This is a genomic window from Shimazuella alba, assembly GCF_009831235.1.
GTDB lineage: Bacteria > Bacillota > Bacilli > Thermoactinomycetales > Thermoactinomycetaceae > Shimazuella > Shimazuella alba.
This window is the reverse complement of sequence record NZ_WUUL01000020.1, coordinates 23,582-47,311: the sequence shown is the minus strand read 5'-3', so window position 1 is coordinate 47,311 and position 23,730 is coordinate 23,582. Positions and strand designations below refer to the sequence as shown.

The window sequence follows — 23,730 nt, the reverse complement described above, 5'->3', positions numbered from 1 at the left end:
ATTTGTATATCGGAAGGGAAGACGACTCAAACGATTGGCAACAATAGCCCATGACATAATCAATATGAATAAAACAGAAAAATCAATTAGGTATAGTTTTTCAAACATGATAAAAACTCCTTTGAAGTGGGGGGGCACATAAATGAAGTTCGAATCTTTTAGAGGAGTTGATCGTAGTTTCCGTCAACTCCCTTGTCATAGGTAGGGATAACATATTTATCTTAGAATGCAATAGGTATGCTTTTATATCCATGAATTAACATATCTTTGACTGGATTGGGTTTGATTCCTTTCTTTGGTGAAATAAACGGTAATTTCTCGAATACCAAACGTAAAGCGATATTAGATTCTAAACGAGCCAACGGAGCTCCAAGGCAAAAATGCGGCCCATTTCCAAAAGCGATATGCCGATTAGGCGAACGACGGAGGATATATTGATTTGCTTGTTCAAATATAGTCTCATCTCGATTCGCCGAGCCGATCCATACGATGACAGGTTGACCAGCTTGAACCGTTTGTCCCGACAGCTCTGTATCACGCACACAGACACGAATTAATGATTGAATCGGGGAACGGTAACGAAGAACTTCTTCTATAGCGCCGGGTAATAGAGTAAGATCTTCTCGCAGTTGTTTTTGGATATCCGGATTATTTAGGAAGCAAACCATTGCATTTCCAATTAAGTTTGTTGTCGTCTCGTTACCAGCAACAAGAAGAAGGAAACAAAACTGCAGCAGTTCAGTCAAGCTCAGAGACTGTTCTTCCACTTTAGCCGCAAGCAAAGCCGAAATCAGATCATTTCGGGGATTTCTTCGTTTGTTCTCTATGACCTTTGTGAAGTACTCGAATATTTCTTGCGTAACTTGTTTCTGGCTCTTTATAAGCTGTTCTGGTGTTTCTCCATTGGCAATATCGGTACCTCTTACCACTTCGTCGGACCATTGTTTAAATTGTTCCCGGTCCTCTTTAGGTACACCAAGCAGCTCGGCAATGACAATAGTAGGCAATGGAAAAGCCAAGTCCGCAATCATATCCATTTCACCCTTACCTGTAACTTCATCCAGTAATTCATTGGTAATGTGGTGAATTCTCGGAGCAAAATCATTAACGGCTTTCGGTGTAAAAGCTTTGCTTACAATAGAACGATACAGCCTATGTTTCGGTGGGTCCATGGAAACGATTGAAAATTGTTCAAGGGATGTTTGGGAACTAAAGGATTCATAATCAGAAAGAACCCGTTTTACATCGTTATAAAGAAAGACATCCCAACAATTCCGCTGCGGATCGAAACGGACAGGATGATTCTTTCGCATTTCTTCATGCCAATGAAACGGAGTTTCCGCTTCCAATAAACCTTTGGGAGGAATGAAGGGGCCTCTAACTTCAGAATTGATATTCATTATTATACCTCCTGAATTATATTCATAGGATTATCAAAAATTTTCTGATCCACCTATATCGTTTTTTTAATAAAAAAAATATTCAGACGATCACTAACAAAACTACATGGGATATTTGCTTTGTGGTCTCGCAAAGACAACTCGGATCAATTTATCCCAAAATCGATCAACTAAAATTAGGTGACTCTCGTTGATAGGCCGGAGAGACGCTTGGTTTCTCCGTTGCTCAATTTGATCTGTATCGTTTTGGCGGCTTCCGGCAACGATCAGTCCGCGGTTATGAGTTTCAGTATTGCTGTTTCGTTGCTTGCATCACTCCCTCTTTCTGCCTGTTTTGATCTACACTTGTATACTTAAATAAACAAATGTATATTAAAGATTATACATGCTTGGTATGACTGACCGTCAAGAATCAGATCTGTCATACATGTAGACTTAATCTACAAAGGAGGATTAATTGTCTATGTCTAACGCCAAAAAAACGGATTTGCGTATTCAGCTCACGAGGAAGTTGATCTGGAACGCTCTATTGGATTTGATGGAGGATCGTGAATTCGAATCGCTCACTGTTAAAGAAATCTGCGACCAAGCGATGGTTCATCGAACCACGTTCTACAAGCACTTCGAAGATAAATACCAGCTGTTGTCTTACGGACTGGACGAGATTCGCGAATTGCTCGATCAACAAAACTCCAAAGATAGGTTCTTTCATCCGATTCAGACGCTTGAATCGATTGGCCATTTGAGACTATTTAAGATTATTTGGAAGTCCGAGAAGAAGAACAACTTCTTTAGCGGCATACTTCAAAATAAGGCCGAGGATGCGTTAAAGAAGGAGTTACATTCAATCGAGACACTGATGGGCAAATCGGTTGTTCCCATTGATGTCATCACTGCATTCATATCAGGGGCTGTGTCTTCTCTTGTTGTTTATTGGTTGGAGAATCACGAAAAGATCAACGCCAAGGAGCTTGACGACTACATGAATCTGATGATTAATAAGGAGGTACTCTTTTCTGGGAAAATACAACCATAAAATCCCTGCAGGCCTAAAATTAGGTGATCAGAAGTTACTTTGCTCTTAGTGGGCATAGTGGCTGCATTTAAGTCTGACGATTTCGACTGTTCTACTTACTCTGGTGCTGGTGCTGCTTGGTTTGGGTTGGAATTTTGGCTTAATTAGCGTACAGCAGCCATCGTTGATGCGACGCTGCCGCAAATCCGGGCGAAGATGCAAGTAAGAGTGGATGTGTCAATCGCTTTGGCTGGTGTCCTAGAGGAGCGCTGTTCGGCATAGCTGTGTCCCCGGCGTCAGAAGAAGACATGATGCATTTCCATTCCTCTGGGACAGCTGACCTAAAAAAGTCCGTACTAATATTTTAGTACCTGATACTAATTCCATGTAGTCGACATCTGATTTCTCATAGCTGAGTGCACAATGGCAACAATTCTCACTTTGAGGGGCCGCAGCAGAAGATACTACCAGCGGTTTGCAAACTTATATCTGTATATAATAATATATAATTATAAGTTTGGAGATGCTGGTGAGATGGGAGATATTCTGAATAGAAAATATCTTATATGAAAGCAACCGCATGCATCTTCCAGAGCATCGAGAGACCATCCTTAAACTCTAAAGGGGATTCTCGTTTCATTCTCCTGAGCTAGATGAGCAAGAACTTGAGAATTGTCTTATTTTATTGAACACAGCGATCTCCTAGAGCAACACCAATCCTGGTTACTTTTTCAGGGAAATATCAAGCGGATCAATTTTATGGTTACATTGATAAAGTAGATGATTATTCCATATACATTCACTTAGGCAATGGCAGTCTTAAGAAAAGGATTTCCTTTTCTAATCTGTTGGTGATTGAATGGCCATGAACAAAATTTATTGATAATAATATTGATGTTGATATTTATTCTGATATCAATATATCATTGATATTTATAATATTGTTATTAGAAGAAAGAAGAAATCACATAAACAAACATTAAACAGGAGGTATATCATCTATGTCCACTGATACAAAGCAGATTGTATTAAACATTCGCTTCAAAACAAAACCAGGTAAAAAAGAAGTTTTCCGGGAATCTCTGTTCTCGCTTATTCAAGTGATGTCGAGCGAACCTACATTTGTAAACGCAATTGTCCACGATGATATCGATAATCCAAACGATCTAATCATTTACGAAATCTGGCAAGGTACAAAAGAAAGCTGGTTAGCGGAAGAATTACCAAAACCCTATCGCAAAGAATATGAAGAAAAGCTAGTTGAATTGCTGGAATATCGAATCATCAGTTATCTAGAGCCAATCGGGGAATGGGGTAGCCAGTTAACAAACATACATTGTTGAAATAGATATTGATCTGTTTTCTATTTATTGGGTTCGTAGCTTGGTTGCTGGTTCAGCGTTATCGAAACTTACAAAACCAACATATAACTCTACTTATTATTTTGTACATGAAGTTAATTTTGCCCCGTAAAATAGGTCATGTTGGATTGGTATTTGGTCACGTACTTCAGATAACACAAGTAAACAGAGTAAAAAGCAATATAAATTACTCTTTACTGTGCGCATAATTCACCCAAAAGACACACGAATGAACCATAGGATCAAACTGGATTAGTTATGGAAGTATAATCGACACTCACTAAAAGAGAGCCAATTCCCTTAAGATATAAGGGGTTTGGCTTTTAAAACTTCAACTGTATTTAAATGAATTTGAGCATAGAAAAACAACTCGTTGAGTCGTTTTTTGAGTTTTGCGCTGATGCTGTCGGAAGTAATAGGCATTAGCATTAGTATGTTGTCAATGGCCAGCTATTATCTAGACGCAGTTTAGAAAATAGCAACGATGCAAATTTAGGTAGTCACGTTGGTATTACCCCAATTTTTAAGAATCTGGCTACTCAGCACCCCATGGAAGAAATAATTCTTCCAGCTCAGTTACACGTTTTTCTTCTTTCGGCTACTTTACATTGAATTCGTTAGAACTATGAACAAGTTTATCCAAATACAGGCGTGACCCGAGATCTTTTGCAAGTGTTGCTGCCCTCGGTCAAAATGAAAATACTCAGATCCATTTCCCTCTTTTGAATTTGCACTTCTGCTGCAGACAAATACCATCTCTCTGGTGGTATTATTCATCAAGAGAAAGCACGAATTAGCGAAGAGCTCCATTCATGGAAAAAGCTATCTTGTAAAGTTCCTATTTCTAAATGGTATAAGATGACGAAAGGTGGCTTCAAGCTTGATAAGAATGGAGATCAGGCGATTAGAAGAATTATCTCATGATAGCAGTTAATCCATGATTTTGATTTCATGAAAATAAATATTGGTTCTTTGGGATCTGGTTATGATGCTATCCTTTAATTATTTTAAGAATGAAATGAACATTACAATAAAAGAAAAGGAATTCTCTTGTTTTTTGCTTTGACGAACACAGAAAAGATAAACTTGCAAAGAATATACATAAGACAAAAGCAAGGAGGCGACCCATATGAAAAAAATACGCAAGCCGATAGTCTTAGGGGGAGCTATATGCATAATTGTTCTTTTGTTGTTTGTTATTTATAAGCAAACAATAGGTGCAAAAATAATTGGAACCGTTAGTGGAACAGAATATGAATATATAACAATAGATAATAAAATCTATATAATAAATTTTGAGAACAATTACTCCAATGCAGATAAAGGGGACTTTTTGGGAGTCATTCGTAATGGTGATGTTACCTTTAGAATTTACTCTGTAGAGGGTGATAAAGACGGTAAGTACATATATAGACTATGGGATTATGATGGAGCTTTTTATCGCTTGAAAGAATAAACAATAGGCATATCCTGTGTAAAAATCGTATATTTTAAGATTTGGTCATAAGTACATCGTAATATATAATTCATAGGGACATGAGCGAGTTAAAAGTGTTTTGTGTTTATTAGCCCAGTAGACTTGTTGTGGACGTGGGATATTTGGACCAAAAACTGAATCAGTAGTAAAGAGTCTTCAAAAAGTAAAGAGATTAGTTGTAGATGGGATTGTAGGGTCTAAGAATTGGTCTAATATTTTTAATTTATAAAATTAGCAAGGCAGTTACTTCGAATTGGAGTGCTGCTTTGTTTTAATAGGATAAATGAGTCGAAATTCTTTTTAACAGCTAATTTCCTTTTATAATCAAACTAGTTTATAATTAAATTCATAGTATTAATACATTTGTCTTCAAACATTTTATCTACATAAAGGTTAATGAAAGATAAAAATCAAATGGGCAAGACCATTTATTTTTTGTGCTTGGGAGTGTGCTATTAGTGTCAGTGAAAAAGGGTTTGTTAAAAGAAATAACTCCACAATCTGAAGATTTCTCAAGATGGTATATTGATACCATTAAAAAAGCAGATTTAATGGATTATACACCTGTACGAGGTTGTATTGTATTTAAGCCTGATGGATATGAATTATGGGAACGGATTCAGCAGGCGATGGATAAAAGATTTAAAGAAACAGGTCACCGAAATGCTTACTTTCCTATGCTTATACCAGAGTCGTTTTTTGAGAAAGAAAAGGAACATGTAGAAGGATTTAGTCCAGAATTACCTTGGGTTACAGAAGCAGCAGGTGAAAAACTGGAAGAAAAATTAGCACTGCGTCCTACCTCTGAAACTATGATAGGCCATATGTACAGTCAATGGATACAAAGTTACCGGGATCTTCCTGTCTTAATAAACCAATGGGCTAATGTTTTTCGTTGGGAGAAAAGGACAATGCCTTTTCTTCGTACATCTGAATTTCTTTGGCAAGAAGGGCATACAGCGCATGCTGATGAAGAAGAGGCTCGTCACGAAACTTTACAAATGTTAGAAATATACCGAGAGGTAATTGAACAAGAACTTGCCATTCCTGTTTGGATGGGTCAAAAGACACCTAGTGAAAAATTTGCCGGAGCAGTAGACACCTATTCAGTGGAAGCAATGATGAAGGATGGAAAAGCAGTTCAAGCTGGAACCTCACATTATTTGGGAGATAATTTCGCCAAAGGATTTGATATCAAGTTCCTTGATCGTGACAATAAATTGAAGTTTGTCCATACTACTTCTTGGGGAACTTCAACTCGACTGATTGGTTCTATGATTATGGTTCATGGTGATGATAAAGGGTTAGTATTACCACCTCGAGTAGCTCCAACACAAGTAATCATGATCCCAATTGGGTCTGGTAAAAAACGCGAAATAGTTTTGAATAAAGTAGACGATTTTGTTACTGATTTAAAAAGAGAAGAAGTACGAGTGAGAACGGATGTACGTGATGAGACTCCAGGTTGGAAATTTAACGAATGGGAAATGCGCGGTGTACCAATTCGTGTGGAAATAGGACCCCGTGATCTAGAAAATAATCAAGTTATTATTGCTCGTCGTGACACAGGGGAAAAGTTAACTGTACCTATTGATCAATTGATAGAGACAGTAAAAGGTCTATTAAATGAAATCCAGACTAACATGTACAACAAGGCTCTTCAATTCAAAGCTGCACACTCTCATGTGCATATTGACACTCTTGATGAACTCAATAAACATGTTATTAAGTCGGAGCAGGATCAAGTTATTGCAGGTTGGGTATTGGCTGGATGGTGTGGTGATGAAACTTGTGAAGCAAAAGTAAAAGAGGAAACGAGTTTCACTAGTCGGAATATACCTTTTGAACCACCATTAAACAAGGAAACTTGTATCACTTGTGGTCAAAAGGCACAACATACAGTTTGGTTTTCCCGATCCTATTAATAATATTAATCCTAACAGAAAAACTAGTAAATAAAACAGCACTTGTAAATCGATTGGTAAATGTTTAGTTGTGAAACATTTATTTTGAGATCATACAAGTGTTTTCTTATGTCTAAATTTAACTGACGTTTAGAGAGGACATAATATTATGTGGTGAGATGTATATTTTATTAGATTAGGTGGTTGGCGAAAAATCCACCTTAGTAGCTATTCCAATGATTTCGACTAGTTCGCCATCCAGTGACAGCATAAATAATAAGAGTGGATGAATCTGCAAATATCGAAAGTTTCTCGATATACTTAAAGAATCAGCCTCTGTATTTCCTTGTTTTAGTGGGGTCTTGTAGAAAAATATGGTATCTTGAAGCAGATGATCGATGTAAACTTTAAAATGAAAACAGAGTTCTACAAGGATTGCTATAATAAAAAACAGTAAGATGGAGGTGATAGTTTGATAGATTTGTTACTCCTTATGCTTGAGCGGGTTGGCTTATTAATTATTGTTGCTTTTTTGCTTTCACGGATGCATTCATTTCGACAGATTCTTCATAACGAATATGGTTGGAAAGAGAAGTTATTATTAGTTCTGTTATTCGGTGGTTTTGGTGTGATCAGCAATTATACCGGTATTGTCATTCAAGAAAACAATCTGATCCTTTCACAAGTTTGGCAAGGAGATTTGGGGGCAGAGAGCGCAATTGCGAATACACGAATTATGGGAGTAGCAATTGGAGGTTTGTTTGGTGGACCACTAGTGGGATTTGGTGCCGGATTAATAGCGGGTTTACATCGATGGACAATCGGGGGATTTACAGATGTTGCTTGTGCAATCTCTACGATTTTATCAGGTATTGTGACCGGCTTGATCGGAAAACGATTGAATAAACAAACCAATAAAGGAATTTGGCTTGTTGTGATCATTGGGATATTGATGGAATGTGTACAGATGGGGATTATCTTAATGGTAGCGAAGCCATTTACAGCTGCATTGCAATTGGTGCAAATTATTAGCCTGCCAATGATCATCGTAAATGGTTTTGGTATGTTGGTATTTATGCTTATTTTTCAAACCATATTACAGGAAGAAGAACGGATGCGTGCGCTGCAAACAAACAAAGCACTCTACATTGCTGATCAAACGCTGCCTTTTTTTCGCAAAGGGTTAAATGCGGATTCATGTAAAAATGTAGCTGAAATTATTTTGGCTCTCACGAATGCGAATGCCGTTGCGATAACTGATCATCATCAGGTACTGGCGCATGTTGGATTAGCTGGAGATCACCATTTAACACAAAAAAAGCTATCTACAAAATTAACACAAAAAGCGATAGACCAAGGAAGAATATTGAAAGCTTATTCATCAGAACAGATAGAATGCTATAATCCAAACTGCCCTTTACAGGCGGCAATTGTAATACCGCTTCAAGTTCATAAAAAAACGATTGGTACCTTAAAACTATATTTTACCAAGATCAGTCAGATGGACAAGATCGAACAAGAGCTTTCTGAAGGATTAGGGAAATTAATCTCAACCCAGTTAGAATTAGCAGAAGCAGAAATACAGAGCAAATTGTTAAAAGATGCAGAGATTAAAGCACTACAAGCTCAAGTTCATCCTCATTTTTTGTTTAACGCCATTAATACGATCTCAGCACTTTGTCGGACAGATGCAGAAAAAGCAAGGTATTTATTAATAAAGTTAGCTGCTTTTTTTCGTCGGAATTTACAAGGTGCTAGACAAATGCTGATCCCATTAGAGAAAGAATTAGAACATGTCGAGGCATATCTTTCACTTGAAGAAGCCCGTTATCCTGATAAATATCAAATTGAATATCAAATTGAACCTGCAATTAAAAAAGTATTTATTCCTCCATTCACCATCCAACCAATCGTAGAAAATGCGATTCGTCATGCTTTTCCAAAGCTGGATCCCGGGCAAAAAGGGTGCGTGACAATTCGAGCTTTTACGGAAAATAAAGAGATGGTGTTCATTACTGAAGATAACGGGAAAGGAATCTCGCAGGAATTACTAAGTAAATTAGGTAATCAAGAAATCGATTCAGCCCAGGGAACAGGGAACGCAATCTATAATATTAAACAGCGAATGAAAGAGATCTATGGGGAAGAAGCAGTTTTTTCGATTGAAAGTCAACGAGGTCTTGGAACAAAAGTAATAATTCGCATACCAATGGATACCAAAAAATGGAGAGATCAATATGCTGACAGCATTTATAGTAGATGACGAGTTACTTTCTCGAGATGAGCTGATTTTTTTGCTACGAAAAAGTAACCAAGTAAAAATTATTGGAGAAGCAGAGGATTTAGAAAGTGCTTGGGAGCAAATCCAGGGCAAATTACCTGATGTCGTTTTTTTAGATATCCAACTTGCTAATGAGAGTGGAATCGATTTAGCGGAAAAAATATTAACCCTTCGTCCTCAACCAGAAATTGTCTTTGCTACAGCATATGACGAATATGCGTTAAAAGCATTCGAGCTAAATGCGATTGATTATATTTTAAAACCTTTTGAGGAAGATCGTATCCGACAGACCATTGAAAGAATGCTGAGAACCAAACAAAAAGCAGTAAATGAATCAGCTATAACATATAATAAATGGAAAATAGGCGAGGCGATGAAAAAACTAACCATCTTAGTAGAAGATCGAATATACCCCATTCCTATCGAGCAAATTTATTATCTTTCTTCCATGGAAGGGAAGACATTGATTGCTACATCAGAACGTCACTATAAGACCAATGAAACCCTCATAAAGCTAGAGCGCAAACTGGCTAGTTCATCTATCATACGTGTTCATCGGTCTTTTCTTGTTAATTTAGAAGCAATTGTAGAGATACAACCATGGTTTCATTCCACTTATCTTTTAAAGATGAAAGATAATTCCAAGGTCCCTGTCAGTCGGACATTCGTTAAAGAACTACGCACAAATTTTGATTTCTAGAAATTCAATTGTATCGCAGTTGCATTTGGAGCTCCATTTATTTCATTTCATCCTTTGATTTCTGTAATTCAACATGAAAAACCTTTGCTTCCGATGGAATCTATTAGAATGAAAAAAGGAATAGGCAAAGGAGAGATCAAAATGAATGCGGTTTCAATTGTAATCGGTTCCATTTGTATCTTGGTAATAGCATATCGTTTATACGGAACATTTATGATGGCAAAAGTATTAAAAATTAATAATTTGAAGGAAACACCAGCACAAAAATTAAATGATGGGAAAGATTATGTACCTACAAATAAGTGGGTTACTTTTGGTCATCATTTTGCAGCTATTGCAGCAGCAGGTCCTCTCGTCGGACCGATTTTAGCTGCTCAGTTTGGATATCTCCCTGGATTATTATGGCTATTAATTGGAGCAGTCATTGGGGGAGCTGTACACGATCTTGTGGTTTTGTTTGCTTCCATGCGGAAACAAGGAAAATCTTTGTCGGAAGTAGCCAAAGATGAGTTAGGTCCTGTTGCTGCCTTCTGTACAGGTCTTGCTATGCTTTTTATTATCACGATTACGATGGCAGGATTGAGTATGGTAGTTTTGCATGCGTTGGAAAAAAATCCATGGGGTACATTTGCGGTAGGAATTACTATTCCAATTGCGATAGGAGTAGGTATTTTTTATAAAAAGACTGGTAACTTAAAATTTGCATCTACAGTTGGTTTCATCCTCTTGATGGTTGGTGTATTTATGGGTCCTTATATTCAAACCACCGTTATTGGTGAATGGTTAACGTTCGATGCAAAAACATTGAGTCTTATTTTACCGATTTATGCCTTTTTTGCCTCAGCACTACCTGTTTGGTTATTATTAAGTCCGCGTGATTATTTAAGTAGTTTTATGAAGATCGGCGTCTTTATTGCACTTATTATCGGTGTCTTCGTTATCAATCCCAGTATCCAATTTCCTGCTTTTACAGAGTTTCTAAGCGGAGGCGGGCCCGTTATCGCAGGTCCAGTCTGGCCATTTATTTCGATTACGATCGCTTGTGGTGCGATCTCAGGTTTTCACGCTTTCGTTGGATCAGGTACAACGCCAAAAATGATTCAAAAATGGAGCGATATTAAGGTTGTTGGATTTGGTGCTATGTTGGTGGAATGTTTAGTAGGGATTATGGCACTTATCGCTGCAACAGTCCTACATCCTGCTGACTATTTTGCTATTAACTCTACCCCAGCAGTTTTTCAAACTTTGGGTATGAACGTTGTCCATTTGCCTGAGTTAAGCCAACAAATTGGACTGGACTTGGAAGGGAGAACCGGAGGGGCAGTTACACTTGCTGTAGGGATGACTTATATCTTTACTAGTATCCCATGGTTTAGTCACTTATCTGCTTATTTCTTTCAGTTTGTCATTATGTTTGAAGCGGTGTTTATTTTAACAGCGATCGATGCTGGTACAAGGGTTGCCCGTTATCTGATACAAGATTTTTTCGGAGAATTGTATCGGCCTTTGAAAAAGGTTGACTGGGCACCTGGTGTGATTTTTGCTAGTGCGCTTGCTTGCTTTATGTGGGGATATTTGCTTTATTCAGGAGATATCGGTTCTGTCTGGGCACTCTTTGGTGTATCTAATCAATTGATGGCTTCGATAGGTCTGATTATTGGTGCAACCGTTATTTTAAAAGTGAGTGATAAACGGCGTTATATGTTAACTTGTCTTATTCCATTAGCTTATTTATATGTTACTGTCAACTATGCAGGCTATTGGATGGTGAAAAATGTTTATCTCAACGCCGCAGCTGCTGGATATAGCCCGCTTAATGCAACTTTGTCCATTATTATGCTGGTATTAGGGGTAGTCATATTAATTGCATCCATAAAAAAATGGATTGAATTAATCAAACCTAAAACGATTCAATTATCTGCATGAACATTGGACTAAAAATTAAGCAGCACACGGACATTGACCGGCATGAATCCTGTATGCCGGTCAGTTTTATTTTATTCGTTCTATTGTTAATTTTTAATAAGTGCTTTCAATTCATAGGTTTCGTGTTCCACCATGATTTAATTCCTTCAATATTGGTCCATACTTTTTCTGTATATTTAGATAAAGGAGCATTTCCTTAATCAATTCTGAATGGATGGTAAGGAAAGCAAAAAATTAGGGCTCCCATTTATTTTTATTAGATGTCCATGCATTAGATGAAGTAGGAATTTTTGTAGGTGTGTTTGGTTTTCCGTTTCAAGTATTCGTGAGTGGATCAGGCGAATCACAAATAAGGAAATACTATCTAACAACAGTTATGTTTATCCAATTCTCTCATCTCCAACAATCAGGTAACATTTGGACATATACATGTCTTAGGCTATCAGTCAAGATGGTACTGCAATTTTATATCCAACGGATAATGGTTTACGAATATATAGGAATGGAAAATGGTCTATTTTAGCAGGCGAGAAACACGATTATATGGGTTTTTCTATGGTAGAAGATTTGTAGGGGATATCCTGTTGAAGGTTCTTCCACTTTGAATATCCACTTGGAAATTGTAAATAACAACGATTATGGGGGAAACAGTATAAGTTTTACACGCTCTTAAAATCCTCTCTTTCGCCTCTGTTTTTTCATAGCTTTTTTTTCAAAAATACAGTATTTCTCGTCCGGATCAGGTGAAATTTTTTTACCAAATTTAGAACAAGAGAATAGGCTTCTCTTGTAGACAAGAACAAATCTACGTAATTACAAACGTGTCAAGGATATATCAAATCATTTCCAAGAAAAGTATATGACATGATTGACCCGGTAAAAATTCATATGTAATAGATACTGCTCGGAATTATTTTTTATATTATGCGGACTTCGGGATGTGTCACGCTGTTTTTTTCAAAGATCTTCGCGCTCCCAGACATCTGTTTGAACGTGCGGATGTTGTCGATTTTCCTGCTCCATTGGGACCAATAAAACCAAAAACCTCACTTTGTTCGATCGTAATATTGACATCGATGATGCCACGTGACGTGCCATACTGTTTGGTGAGATTAGTTAATTCGATTGCATTCATGCGCTCAGTCCACTCAACTGTCTTTGTAAAAAACTGTTTTTTAGTAATTGCAAACCTCGCTTGTACTCGTCATACACGCGGCTTCAATGTGCCCGTTTTCTAAATTGGAAACATGACGAAAACATCCTTCCGCCATCCAAAGTAACATTTTGTAAACGAGCTTTGGATCGACATCTTTGCGAAACTTAGATGTATCCATCCCTGTAGAGGCAATGCTCTTGCGAAAATTCTCTGCTTCGCAATTCCCATCGAAGCTTGAATCGCTGACTTGACTTCGCTATCTTGCTCCTCATACACACTCCACAAAAACGTGCCGATCGCGGGGTGCTTTTTCATCGCTTCAAACTTAATATCGCCTGCTAACTCGATACGATCAAAAAAGTCCGTGATGCACGGGTTGAATTTGTGTTTGATTTCACGAATAAAAGTGTTGGTGCAATACTCGATCAAATAGAGGTAGAGCTTCTTTTTGGTGCCGAAGTAGTGAAAGATCATCGCTTTCGATATGCCTGCCTCCGCTGCAATATCGCGAATCGATGTCCTTTTGTACCCACTTTCCCCAAAAGAAGCCAATGCTGTATCGACGATTTTCTGTTGTTTTTCCGTTGATAAGTTGGGGAATTTCCCCATTTGCTTCACGCCTAACTTAAACGATAATGCCAAAATAAACCAAATCGGTTTATTACAGCTAGTGTACTTCTGTCAACCGATTCGGTCAATATATTTACACCACTTAGGAACATGTGAGGGAGTTTATCTCTATCAGCAATGAAAAGAGTGATTATTTGAGAATGGTTTTTAAAAATTAAATGAAGAGAAAAGAAAGAAGTAGACCTTAAAGATCTCGTAGCGGATGCATCTATTACGATTACGAATGAGACGATTGCAGATCAATGTCTGTAGACAAAGCCAAGCTTTGACTACCTAAAGATATATATAACAAAAGCAATAAAGTGATAGCACTTTTGAAAGCAAGCAGATATCAATGCCATGAAAAAAGGAAAACCCCCATGAAGGGCTTGTTAAAATTCCTACCTAACAAATTAAAGCTATGTTGAACGATGATATGTTTTCCTACTGGATGGACACAAGTGGTGTAGGAGTAGATGGGGGAGTGATTGCAGGAACTTTTTCCTGCGACCTGATTTGGCAGTCTCTTTTAATAGCAATATACGTTCATATTTTAGACATAAATATAGCTCCATAGCGTCATTTTCTATTCTGTACATTTGTTTATATTTATGCTTGGAAGTAAAAAGGAGTTGATCGGAAGAAATATGAGTTCTGATATTCAATTAAACCAAGAGAAACAACAGAAGAATCATTTGTACAACCTATTTTGGCGGTGGCATTTTTATGCAGCATTATTTATTACACCATTACTTATCACATTAACACTCAGTGGCATTGGATATTTATTTTATACGGATGTAGAAAAGAAAGCTTACTATGACTTATTCTTTGGAAAAAGCGAGAAGACACAACAATTAACGATAGATGAAGGTATTCAGAAGGCAGCAAAGCAACACAAAGGATATTCTCTCTCGAAAGTAATTATATTAGATGATCCATATAATACACGTTTAACCCTGACTAACGCAGATGGAAACCAAAAATATGTATTTTTAGATGACAGTAATGAGATAGTTGGGACTCAAAATGCGAAATATACCTTTTCCAATGTCATGAGAGAAATCCATAGTTCTCTATTTGTAGGAGGTACTATTGTAAATTACCTCGTTGAATTAGCTGCATGCTGGGCGATTTTTATGCTGCTTACCGGTATTTACATGACATTTAAAGGAAGTGCTATAAAGAAGCTGCCAAATCCAACAAAACGACAAAAAAAGAAAAGATTACATGCATTAGTGGGAACCGTCATTACCATTCCTATGATAATCGTTATTTTTACCGGCTTGCCTTGGTCCGCATTTATGGGCGATTTTATAAACTCAGCAGCTCAAAAATATTCCTCTATTGGGATTCCGATGTTAAAACAACAGCCGCCAACTTCGGATATGAGTGAAATTCCATGGGCTACTCGTAAAAATAAACCACCTACTTCAAGCAAATCCCATGCACATCATGGCGATATGTCTACGAATCCAAGTATGTCTAACAGTAGTAGGATGAGTGTGGAAAAATTGATGACGAAGGTGCAAGAAGCTCATATTTCAAAACCTTATTCCATTATCTATCCAGAGAATGAAGAAGGGGTTTACACCATATCCAAAGGTAGTAATACTGGGGTTACAGGTTTAGATGTTAGTCCATACGATGAAATGACAACTTATTTTGATCAATATAGTGGAAACCTGATTTCCAAAGTGAGTTATCAAGATTATGGAATTTTAGCCAAATGGTTTACATGGGGTATTCCATTGCATGAGGGGCATTTATTTGGATGGCCAAATAAACTGATTAACTTAGCAGTTTGTCTTTCTTTCTTATTTGTTATTTTTTGGGGAATGCGAACATGGCTCTCTCGCAAGAAAGAGGGGAAATTCTCAGCGCCACCCAAAATATCAAACAAACTTTCGATTGGTTCTCTTATTTTTATGGTCGTTCTAGGGTTAATCATGCCATTATTTGGGCTTTCTTTGATTGTGGTGATCCTAATAGAAGGGGTAATTTATCTCCTTAAGAAAGGGAAAAAGGAACGAAATACAGTATGAACTCATAAAAAGGAGTGAAATAAAATGGTAAAGAATAAGATATTAGTAGGGATACTTATTTTTACGATAGGATTGATCCAAATGGGTTGCGGAAGTAGCGATACGAAAACGGATCATTCTAATCATACTAATCATGGGGACTAAATGTATAGGAAGAGGACTTCTGTTGGATAGAAGTCCTTTTTGCTAGTTTTTTTTGTATCTCATTTCAAAGATCGTATGTAAGGTCTATCGGTCTCCAGATCTGTTCCAATCTTCGCATCCACTCCAAAAATTTCTTGCATGGTATTTTTGGTCATCACTTGTTTAGGAGTGCCCTTTTGAAAAATAAAACCTTCTTTCATCACAATCACTTGATCGTAATAAAGGCAAGTATGATTCAAATCATAAAGAACCAGAATCACAATGATCCTAAAGCGATCATTTAGATGCTGGACGAGCTCTATAATTTCTAAGACGGACGATATCCAAATAGGTAGTTGATTCATCCAACAGCAAAATAAAGGTACTTTTCCCACAACCATTTGGTCTTAAAAAATTGAATGCTTTCACTTAACCCGTATTTCTAGAGCGTCATTACTTTATGTTTCCTTTAATTTCCCCAATCTTAGTACTTAAATTTCTGCGGTAGGTTGACCATTGCTCCAGTTCAAGTCCAGCCCTCTGCACCATTTTTAACAAGTTTTTTTAGTTGCACAAAGAGGAAGTCGTCTGATTTTGGGCGACTTCTTTTGTTATGACAATATAGATTTATAGATAAGCCAATGGTAAATTGTGCACATCTAAAATTACCCAAAAAGAAAGTTCACTAGTGGGGTATAGTGGATAAAAGTCTTTCTAATCGATAAGGTTATTCTTTTAAATTTTATTTTTTGGTTCTATCTATAAATATGAATCAAAATCATAAATTATTGAAATTACAATGTCTTTACAGATTGAAAGAAGAAGTGCGATTTTTGTTAAAATGCATCCAACATGTGGCCGCTGAATCCAACATTTCCCTCCGTAACCGTTAGGAGAAAATGGTGTAACCTTTAGATCGACAATAATAGGATCCCTAGAGAATGACCAATCACTTGTGATCTTTTTTAGATAAAAGTGTTTTTTATAAAAAAGAAACAAACACTTTATAAAAACGTAGTAGGGAAGATATAGGATGAAAAAATCATTTGCTGTGTTTGGTTTAGGACGTTTTGGAGCGACAATTGTAAAAGAGTTCCATGATATGGGTATGGAAGTAGTAGCAATTGATAAAGATGAAGGAAAAGTCAATGAATATGTAAATTATGCCACACATTCAGTTTGTGCAAATGCAAGCGATGAAACTATCCTAAAACAGCTTGGGATTCGCAACGTTGATCATGCCTTCGTTTCTTTTGGAGACGAAATACAGTCCAGTATATTAACCTCCTTATTATTAAAAGATATGGGTGTCCGTAAAGTTTGGACGAAAGCGCAAAATGATTCCCATGCAAAAAGTTCTTGAGAAAATTGGTGTGGATAAAGTCATTCATCCAGAACGTGATATGGTGAAAAGGATTGCTCATCTTATTGTATCCGATAAAATGATTGATTTTATTGAGCTATCCAAAGACTATAGTATGGTAGAGATTATCGCCACACAAAAACTGGATCATCACTCAATGTACGTGCAAATTATGGATGTACGATTGTTGATATTCAACGACAGGGTACATTTATTATTTCTCCTTCGGCTGAAGAAGTTATCTATAAAGATGATGTGTTAATTGTTATCGGACACAATCAAGACATTCTGCAGTTTGAAGAAGAAGGAGTTTAAAATGAACTTTAAATATATTAAGTTAAATCCTTCTCAGCTCCTAGTAGTTGTTTTTTTATTCTTTATTATCTTAGGAACGATCCTGTTAAAATTACCTATTTCCACAACGAATTTTATTAGTTGGACGGATGCATTATTTACAGCAACATCTGCTATGACAGTAACGGGGCTTGCAGTAGTAGATACAGGTACTGCCTATACCACTTTTGGTCAATGTGTAATTCTTATATTGATACAAGTTGGTGGTTTAGGAATTATGTCTTTTGCAGTACTCATTTTTATCATGCTAGGGAAAAAGATTGGGTTAAAAGAGCGATTAATCATTCAACATGCTCTCAACCAAACATCTCTAGGTGGGGTAATAAAATTAGTTCAAAATCTATTTATCTACTCCATCACCATTGAAATCATTGCTATGTTGATTTTGGCTATAAAGTGGGTTCCAGAATATGGCTGGGAGAAAGGGATGTTTGATAGCCTTTTTCATTCTATATCTGCTTTTAACAATGCAGGGTTCTCGATATGGCCAGACAACTTGATGAGATATGTAGGAGATCCATTAGTAAACCTTGTGATATCGTTTCTATTTATTGTAGGGGGAATAGGTTTTACTGTTTTATCAGATACCTGGCACAAACGTAGTTTTAAGAAATTAAGCCTTCATTCCAAACTAATGATAGTTGGTACTCTGGTTATTAATTTGTTTGCAATGATGATTGTTTTTGCTTTAGAATATCATAATCCTAAAACGTTAGGGACATTAGCATCACTAGGTGATAAACTGTGGGCATCTTATTTCCAAGCTGTAACCCCTCGTACAGCAGGGTTTAATACACTGGATATTGGGAGTTTGCATGAAGGAACGATTTCATTCATGCTACTACTCATGTTTGTGGGAGCAGGAAGTGCTTCGACAGGGGGAGGAATAAAACTTACTACATTTTTGGTAATTGTTCTTTCCGTACTAACCTTTTTGAGACAAAAAACGCAGATTAAGATTGGAAATAGAGCAATCAAAGTTCAAATTGTTATTCGATCACTTGCTATTTCGACCATTAGTATTTTATTCATTTTCTTAGCTGTATTTATTTTAAATATTACGGAGCCAGATCCGTTTCTAAAAATATTATTTGAAGTTATTTCCGCTTTTGGTACGGTAGGTTTGTCTATGGGACTCACGGCAAGTCTTTCTGATATTGGTAAGATTATTATTGTATTTATTATGTTTTTAGGTAAATTAGGCCCTTTAACTTTTGCCTTTTCACTAGCAACACCGAAACATGATAAAATTCGTTATCCAAACGAAGATGTTCTAACTGGTTAGCACATCCTCTGCTTGTTATCAACCAAACTTCACAGTAAGAAACAAAGATGAGCTTCCTTAACAAAAAGCTCATCTATTCAATTACAGCCCTATCTTCGAGTAGAAGATTTCAACTCAATCAAGATTTTCCCTAAGATCATAAATCTATATATAGGTTAATTGTCCCACGAACAGAAACTTTATGGAATTGACCATCTTGGGGAACCAGTTTCATAGGCATTCCATGAATGGGACGCATCATCATATTAGGAGAAATCTTTGAACCCGGAATTACAGCAAAACGAAACCGTTGAAGGAGTATTGCAAGTACCACTTTCATTTCCTGTGTAGCAAAGTTCCAACCTATGCACATATGCTGCCCAGCACTAAAAGGAAGATATTCATAAGGAGATCGTTTGATAGAATCCCAACGTTCTGGTTTGAAACGATCAGGTTCTTCATAAAGATCAGGTAATCGATGTGTAATCATTTGATTAAAGAAGATATTGGTTCCTTTGGGAATCATATAACCTCCCAATTCGCAAGATTTAGAAGTGATTCGCACACCAATACCTGCAGGAGGTAACAGACGTAGACTTTCTTTTATCACACCATCCAATAACGACAAAGAAGAAAGGTTTTCGAGCGATGGGTCACTGCCATTTAGGATTCCATCTAGTTCTTCCAAGAGATTTTTAAGTATATCCGGATGTTGACTGAGTAGAAATATCGACCAAGTGAGTGCATTAGCAGTTGTCTCATGACCAGCTACGTAGAGGGTAAAAGCATGACCAACGAGTTCTTCATCACTTAGCTGAGTACCATCCTCATCACGAGCCTGTATTAACGATGCAAGTACATCTGTTGCGTTTGCCTCTGATTGTTTTCTTGTAATCATTGCTCGGATTTTGGTATCCAATTGTCTCGTACACTGCACAGCTTGGTAATAAGGTGTTCCTGGAATATTAATAGGTGCAAGGGTAACCCATAACATAGATTTTGTCATCTTATGAATGTATCCACCCATTTCATCTAGTTCTTCTTCGTTATATAACCCAAACAAGGTTTTTACAGCAATCCGTTGTGTCAATTTTTTCATTTCATGATTTAATTCGATTTGACCTTTCGTTTCCCAATGATCCCCAAGTTGATGTGTTAATTGAACCATATCGCTACAGTAAGATGCAATTTGTTGTCGATGAAAAGCTGGCTGCATGAGTCGACGATGTTTTTTGTGTTTCTCTCCTGTCATTAAGATTAAATTGTTATAAAACATTTTTCCAAGGATAGACTCTTCTGGAATTTTCAGAAGGGAAGAGCTAATCTGGAATAAATCCGGATCAGTCAGAATTTGTTGGTTATATTCAGAACCAAAAGCAAAAACATAGGAGGGATTATCTTCTTGACCCAGTGCAACGATTTTTCCATACTCATCATGTAACCAACGGGAATAGGTAAAAGGGTTACGATAGAATCGAAGCAAATTCATATACCTTCCAAATAAAGAGCGTGGGCCAGGTATATGTTTCCGATCTTTTGTACTATTCATATTTCTATTCCCCATAAGGGCACCTCTTTTGATTGAAATGAAATAATTTATTACTTATTATTCATTTTATGCTAAAATAGACAGAACGGGAATAGATTTTGAATAAAATTTATTATAAATATACAAATCATTCATCTATGAGGTGAGTTAAATGAACGGGTATATACTCCGAACAGAAAAGAAAAAAGAACAGATTTTAAGAACGGCATTTGATTTGCTCTGCACTTATGGTGCAAAAAAAATGAGTATCGCAGAGGTAGCCAAAAAAGCAAATGTTTCACCTGTAACCATCTACAATTATTTTGAAAGTAAAGATCAACTAATTCGCAGTACTCTATTTTTTATTATGGAAAATAGGATAGCAGTGTATGAAGCTATCCTATCGCAAGATATCCCTTTTCACGAGAAAATGAAAAAGATAATGATAGATCAGGAAGAAACAGAGGAAAATATACAAGTAAACTTATTACAAAGTCACTTGGATGATGTAGTCATCAAAACATATATAGAAGAATTTTATCAAACGAAAACCCTGCCATTTTTCACAAAACTTGTGAAAGAAGGGAAAAAAGAAGGCTGTATTCATTCAGGTATTTCGTTGGAGTCTATTTTATTTTATATTCACATGTTTAAAGAAGCCTTAGCAAAACCAGGATTCTTTGCACAAACCAATCCATCCATGCTTCGGGATTTGGACCACTTGTTGTACTATGGTCTTATTGGAACCCCGAACAGAAAAACAATTACATAGGAAATGTTAAGCGTTTATGTTTTTAAAAATTGAACTACTTTCTCTTTAATAATTTTGTGATGGTCACTAAACCATATAAGGTGACTCTCTGCATCTGAAAGAAATAACTCTGCATGTGGGATGTGTTTCGCTGCATATTCCGCATGAGTAACAGGGTTACTTCCATCATTTTTACTATGAATAATCAAGGCAGGAGCTTGGATACGACTTAGATCTCCTGATCGATGACGAATATCATTCAAAAATCCAGAGCCAGATTGAAGAAGCCGCAAAAAACTTATTGCTTCCATTTGCTGCTCATCACTCATTTGTCTGATTACTTGCTCTACTGGTTGAGTCGTAAAACTTTTCATCATTATTTTTAGAGCTCCAAGTGGATACTTTTGAATGAGAAAGCGGAAAAAATGCCAAAGACCCTTTTCTACTACAGGATTAAATAATAAATAAGAAAGAAGCTTTATTTTTTTATCTGGCCAATCATCATGGGTGAGCGCACCTTGTAGAATTAATTTCTCCACTCGATCTGGATGCCTGCCAGCCAATTGTAAAGCAGTTCGGCCGCCGGCAGAAATAGCTAGAACAGTAACAGATGAGATGTCTAGCACATCCAACACTTCTATGAGCATATCGGCAAACTGTTCTGCCGTTCGACCAGTGGAAGATGGGGTATTACCGTAACCGGGCCGTGATGGAATCATTAGCTGATATCCATGATTAGTTAAAAACGTTTCAAATGGGATGGGAAAAGTACAATTCGAACAATGTCCACCATTTAGAATCAGAATCATGGATTCTCCTTTTCCAGTTAATCGATATTCAATGGGCCCATTCGTTGTTTTTACAACTTGTTTCATAGACAAATAGACTTATCTCCTTATCTTTCAGTTGGTGCGGATACAAAAGTTTTCCAGTTGCAATCTCATGGAGTAACAGATATTAAAAATGTGTTTATAGCAGAATGGCTAGAAAAATATGGATTTTTTGTACAAACTTATGATTAAGTTTCAGTTAGAAAGAAATCCATCTATATTTAAGCATTGAATAACTCTTAACGATTTTTTTAGTTAAAAATATGGGAACTAGATTTTAATGCAGAAATATTCCTAATAGGGATATCCCGATCTTTTAATTATAAATAGCGGATAAATAGATAGATATTTGCAATGATCAAGGAGACCAAAGTGATGGGGGCACCGATTTTTAAAAATTCCATGTAACTGAAACCTTTTCCCTCTTTGGAGGCAATGCTCGCAACGATTACATTAGCGGAAGCTCCTAGAATTGTACCATTGCCACCTAAGCATGCGCCTAATGCCAAAGACCACCATAATGTATTGATCTGAGGTGCGTTCACAGCCATGCCTAGACTGGCTGCCATTTCCTGAATCAAAGGAATCATGGTAGCAACAAAAGGGATATTGTCTATCGTGGCAGACGCAATTCCTGAAATCCATAAGATAAAAATAGCAGCAAGAGATAAATCTCCATTTGTAATATCCAGTACGTATTTCGCAATCTGTTTGATAACCCCTACTTCTTGTAAGCCTCCCACCAATGTAAACAATCCTGCAAAGAAGAAAATCGTGGTCCATTCAACAGATGCAAATGTTTTTTCTATTTGATGTTCATTTAATCCGATTAACAGTAAGAGACTAGCCCCTGCAAAAGCTATGACAGATGCTTCAACGTGCAGGATGGAGTGAAGGGTAAAACCAACAATTGTAAGTCCCAATACAAAAAGTGATTTTTTCATCAACGGAATGTTTTCAATGGATTCGTTTTCATCCAAGTTGACCAATTGCTGTTTATCTTCCTCTGATACCATGAGCTTATTTCGATAAATGAAATACAGCATGATAAGCGTGACCACAAGAATAATGGCTGCAATCGGACCAAGATGAATGAGAAAAGAATTAAAAGTTAAATGCTTGTTTGCAGCACCTATCATGATATTTGGAGGATCTCCAATTAAGGTAGCAGTTCCACCGATATTGGAAGCGATTACTTCGGAAATCAGATAAGGTACAGGATTCACTTTTAGAATACGAGTAATCGAAAAAGTAATGGGAACGATCAGTAAAACAGTGGTTACATTGTCTAACAATGCAGATGCAAAAGCAGTGAGTAGTGATAACATAATTAACAAATGAATCGGGTTGCCTTTCACTGACTTTGCTGTCTTAATCGCTAACCACTGAAAAACACCTGTTGTATTGGTAATGGTGACTAAGATCATCATGCCGATTAATAGGGCAATGGTGTTCCATTCGATATAATGGGTAAAAACTTGATGAACATCTACAATGCCTGCAAGGACCATAATGGATGCACCTAAAAGGGCTACCACGGCTCGATTCCATTTTTCGGTGATAATGAGAGCATAGATAATCAAAAAAATGCCAATAGCTAAAAGGGTTGTGTACATAGAATCCCACCTTTTTTACATAATAAA

Annotated in this window: 18 protein-coding genes and 2 pseudogenes; 13 read left to right on the top strand and 7 right to left on the bottom strand. The window is 36.9% G+C overall.

Translation table 11 applies throughout. The features are described from left to right. Positions 1-221: 221 nt before the first annotated feature. Complete coding sequence (locus tag GSM42_RS19430; RefSeq protein WP_160803206.1) at positions 222-1,400, bottom strand: cytochrome P450; 1,179 nt, start codon at positions 1,398-1,400, stop codon at positions 222-224. A 463-nt stretch (positions 1,401-1,863) separates the two neighbouring features. Here GSM42_RS19430 and GSM42_RS19425 point away from each other — a divergent pair, with 463 nt between their 5' ends. The 9 genes and pseudogenes from GSM42_RS19425 to cstA all read left to right on the top strand — a co-directional run bounded on the left by GSM42_RS19425 (position 1,864) and on the right by cstA (position 12,064). After that, a complete protein-coding gene (locus tag GSM42_RS19425; RefSeq protein ID WP_160803205.1) occupies positions 1,864-2,436 on the top strand; it encodes a TetR family transcriptional regulator in 573 nt (190 codons plus the stop codon). A gap of 33 nt (positions 2,437-2,469) precedes the next feature. Then, positions 2,470-2,670 (top strand): annotated as a pseudogene (locus GSM42_RS21500) (MFS transporter); the annotation flags it as partial. A gap of 746 nt (positions 2,671-3,416) precedes the next feature. Next, complete coding sequence (locus GSM42_RS19420) at positions 3,417-3,758, top strand: antibiotic biosynthesis monooxygenase family protein (protein WP_160803204.1); 342 nt, start codon at positions 3,417-3,419, stop codon at positions 3,756-3,758. Between the two features lie 1,147 nt (positions 3,759-4,905). Further along, complete coding sequence (locus GSM42_RS19415; RefSeq protein WP_160803203.1) at positions 4,906-5,232, top strand: hypothetical protein; 327 nt, start codon at positions 4,906-4,908, stop codon at positions 5,230-5,232. A gap of 139 nt (positions 5,233-5,371) precedes the next feature. Next, a complete protein-coding gene (locus tag GSM42_RS21495; protein WP_160803210.1) occupies positions 5,372-5,482 on the top strand; it encodes a peptidoglycan-binding domain-containing protein in 111 nt (36 codons plus the stop codon). A gap of 259 nt (positions 5,483-5,741) precedes the next feature. Then, positions 5,742-7,178 carry a proline--tRNA ligase gene (gene proS / locus GSM42_RS19405; RefSeq protein WP_160803209.1) on the top strand — a complete coding sequence of 479 codons (1,437 nt, stop codon included), beginning with the start codon at positions 5,742-5,744 and terminating at the stop codon, positions 7,176-7,178. A 451-nt stretch (positions 7,179-7,629) separates the two neighbouring features. Next, positions 7,630-9,420 carry a sensor histidine kinase gene (locus GSM42_RS19400; RefSeq protein ID WP_160803202.1) on the top strand — a complete coding sequence of 597 codons (1,791 nt, stop codon included), beginning with the start codon at positions 7,630-7,632 and terminating at the stop codon, positions 9,418-9,420. Beyond that, positions 9,395-10,138 carry a LytR/AlgR family response regulator transcription factor gene (locus tag GSM42_RS19395; RefSeq protein WP_160803201.1) on the top strand — a complete coding sequence of 248 codons (744 nt, stop codon included), beginning with the start codon at positions 9,395-9,397 and terminating at the stop codon, positions 10,136-10,138. Before GSM42_RS19400 ends, GSM42_RS19395 begins: the two co-directional genes overlap by 26 nt. A 141-nt stretch (positions 10,139-10,279) precedes the next feature. Further along, entirely contained in the window at positions 10,280-12,064 is a 1,785-nt protein-coding gene (gene cstA / locus GSM42_RS19390) for a carbon starvation protein CstA (RefSeq protein WP_160803200.1), read from the top strand. A gap of 943 nt (positions 12,065-13,007) precedes the next feature. On the opposite strand, the gene GSM42_RS19385 is transcribed toward cstA, so the two are convergent. Beyond that, entirely contained in the window at positions 13,008-13,199 is a 192-nt protein-coding gene (locus GSM42_RS19385) for an ATP-binding cassette domain-containing protein (protein WP_338055344.1), read from the bottom strand. A 99-nt stretch (positions 13,200-13,298) separates the two neighbouring features. Next, complete coding sequence (locus GSM42_RS19380; RefSeq protein WP_160803199.1) at positions 13,299-13,829, bottom strand: TetR/AcrR family transcriptional regulator; 531 nt, start codon at positions 13,827-13,829, stop codon at positions 13,299-13,301. A gap of 647 nt (positions 13,830-14,476) precedes the next feature. Here GSM42_RS19380 and GSM42_RS19375 point away from each other — a divergent pair. Next, positions 14,477-15,874, top strand: coding sequence for a PepSY-associated TM helix domain-containing protein (locus GSM42_RS19375; protein WP_160803198.1), 1,398 nt, complete (start codon positions 14,477-14,479; stop codon positions 15,872-15,874). 203 nt (positions 15,875-16,077) lie between these two features. Here the strand turns inward: GSM42_RS19375 and GSM42_RS20870 are convergent, their stop codons facing one another. After that, entirely contained in the window at positions 16,078-16,392 is a 315-nt protein-coding gene (locus tag GSM42_RS20870; protein ID WP_237446716.1) for an ATP-binding cassette domain-containing protein, read from the bottom strand. 638 nt (positions 16,393-17,030) lie between these two features. Here GSM42_RS20870 and GSM42_RS19365 point away from each other — a divergent pair. Both GSM42_RS19365 and GSM42_RS19360 read left to right on the top strand, forming a co-directional pair. Then, positions 17,031-17,675: pseudogene (locus GSM42_RS19365) on the top strand (potassium channel family protein). Position 17,676: 1 nt separating this feature from the next. After that, positions 17,677-18,999 carry a TrkH family potassium uptake protein gene (locus GSM42_RS19360; protein WP_160803196.1) on the top strand — a complete coding sequence of 441 codons (1,323 nt, stop codon included), beginning with the start codon at positions 17,677-17,679 and terminating at the stop codon, positions 18,997-18,999. A gap of 136 nt (positions 19,000-19,135) precedes the next feature. On the opposite strand, the gene GSM42_RS19355 is transcribed toward GSM42_RS19360, so the two are convergent. Beyond that, on the bottom strand, positions 19,136-20,542 hold the full coding sequence (locus tag GSM42_RS19355; RefSeq protein ID WP_202404999.1) for a cytochrome P450: 1,407 nt from the start codon (positions 20,540-20,542) through the stop codon (positions 19,136-19,138). Positions 20,543-20,678: 136 nt separating this feature from the next. Between GSM42_RS19355 and GSM42_RS19350 the strand changes: the two genes are divergently transcribed. Next, positions 20,679-21,278 (top strand): TetR/AcrR family transcriptional regulator, encoded by a 600-nt coding sequence (locus GSM42_RS19350; RefSeq protein WP_160803195.1) that lies wholly within the window; start codon positions 20,679-20,681, stop codon positions 21,276-21,278. Positions 21,279-21,292: 14 nt separating this feature from the next. On the opposite strand, the gene GSM42_RS19345 is transcribed toward GSM42_RS19350, so the two are convergent. Both GSM42_RS19345 and GSM42_RS19340 read right to left on the bottom strand, forming a co-directional pair. After that, the gene (locus tag GSM42_RS19345) at positions 21,293-22,132 is read right to left on the bottom strand and encodes an alpha/beta fold hydrolase (protein WP_237446717.1); all 840 of its coding nucleotides are present in this window, start codon (positions 22,130-22,132) and stop codon (positions 21,293-21,295) included. Positions 22,133-22,407: 275 nt separating this feature from the next. Further along, positions 22,408-23,703, bottom strand: a complete 1,296-nt coding sequence (locus GSM42_RS19340) for an ArsB/NhaD family transporter (protein ID WP_160803193.1) — start codon at positions 23,701-23,703, stop codon at positions 22,408-22,410. Positions 23,704-23,730 lie beyond the last annotated feature (27 nt).

Bases quoted from the DNA above. Each gene is read 5' to 3' on its own strand.
- GSM42_RS19385 (WP_338055344.1), bottom strand. From the start codon at position 13,199: ATGAATGCAATCGAATTAACTAATCTCACCAAACAGTATGGCACGTCA.
- GSM42_RS19420 (WP_160803204.1), top strand. From the start codon at position 3,417: ATGTCCACTGATACAAAGCAGATTGTATTAAACATTCGCTTCAAAACA.
- GSM42_RS19340 (WP_160803193.1), bottom strand. From the start codon at position 23,703: ATGTACACAACCCTTTTAGCTATTGGCATTTTTTTGATTATCTATGCT.
- GSM42_RS19415 (WP_160803203.1), top strand. From the start codon at position 4,906: ATGAAAAAAATACGCAAGCCGATAGTCTTAGGGGGAGCTATATGCATA.
- GSM42_RS19355 (WP_202404999.1), bottom strand. From the start codon at position 20,542: ATGGGGAATAGAAATATGAATAGTACAAAAGATCGGAAACATATACCT.
- GSM42_RS19375 (WP_160803198.1), top strand. From the start codon at position 14,477: ATGAGTTCTGATATTCAATTAAACCAAGAGAAACAACAGAAGAATCAT.
- GSM42_RS19430 (WP_160803206.1), bottom strand. From the start codon at position 1,400: ATGAATATCAATTCTGAAGTTAGAGGCCCCTTCATTCCTCCCAAAGGT.
- GSM42_RS19380 (WP_160803199.1), bottom strand. From the start codon at position 13,829: ATGGGGAAATTCCCCAACTTATCAACGGAAAAACAACAGAAAATCGTC.
- GSM42_RS19360 (WP_160803196.1), top strand. From the start codon at position 17,677: ATGAACTTTAAATATATTAAGTTAAATCCTTCTCAGCTCCTAGTAGTT.
- cstA (WP_160803200.1), top strand. From the start codon at position 10,280: ATGAATGCGGTTTCAATTGTAATCGGTTCCATTTGTATCTTGGTAATA.
- GSM42_RS19350 (WP_160803195.1), top strand. From the start codon at position 20,679: ATGAACGGGTATATACTCCGAACAGAAAAGAAAAAAGAACAGATTTTA.
- GSM42_RS19425 (WP_160803205.1), top strand. From the start codon at position 1,864: ATGTCTAACGCCAAAAAAACGGATTTGCGTATTCAGCTCACGAGGAAG.
- GSM42_RS19395 (WP_160803201.1), top strand. From the start codon at position 9,395: ATGCTGACAGCATTTATAGTAGATGACGAGTTACTTTCTCGAGATGAG.
- GSM42_RS19345 (WP_237446717.1), bottom strand. From the start codon at position 22,132: ATGAAACAAGTTGTAAAAACAACGAATGGGCCCATTGAATATCGATTA.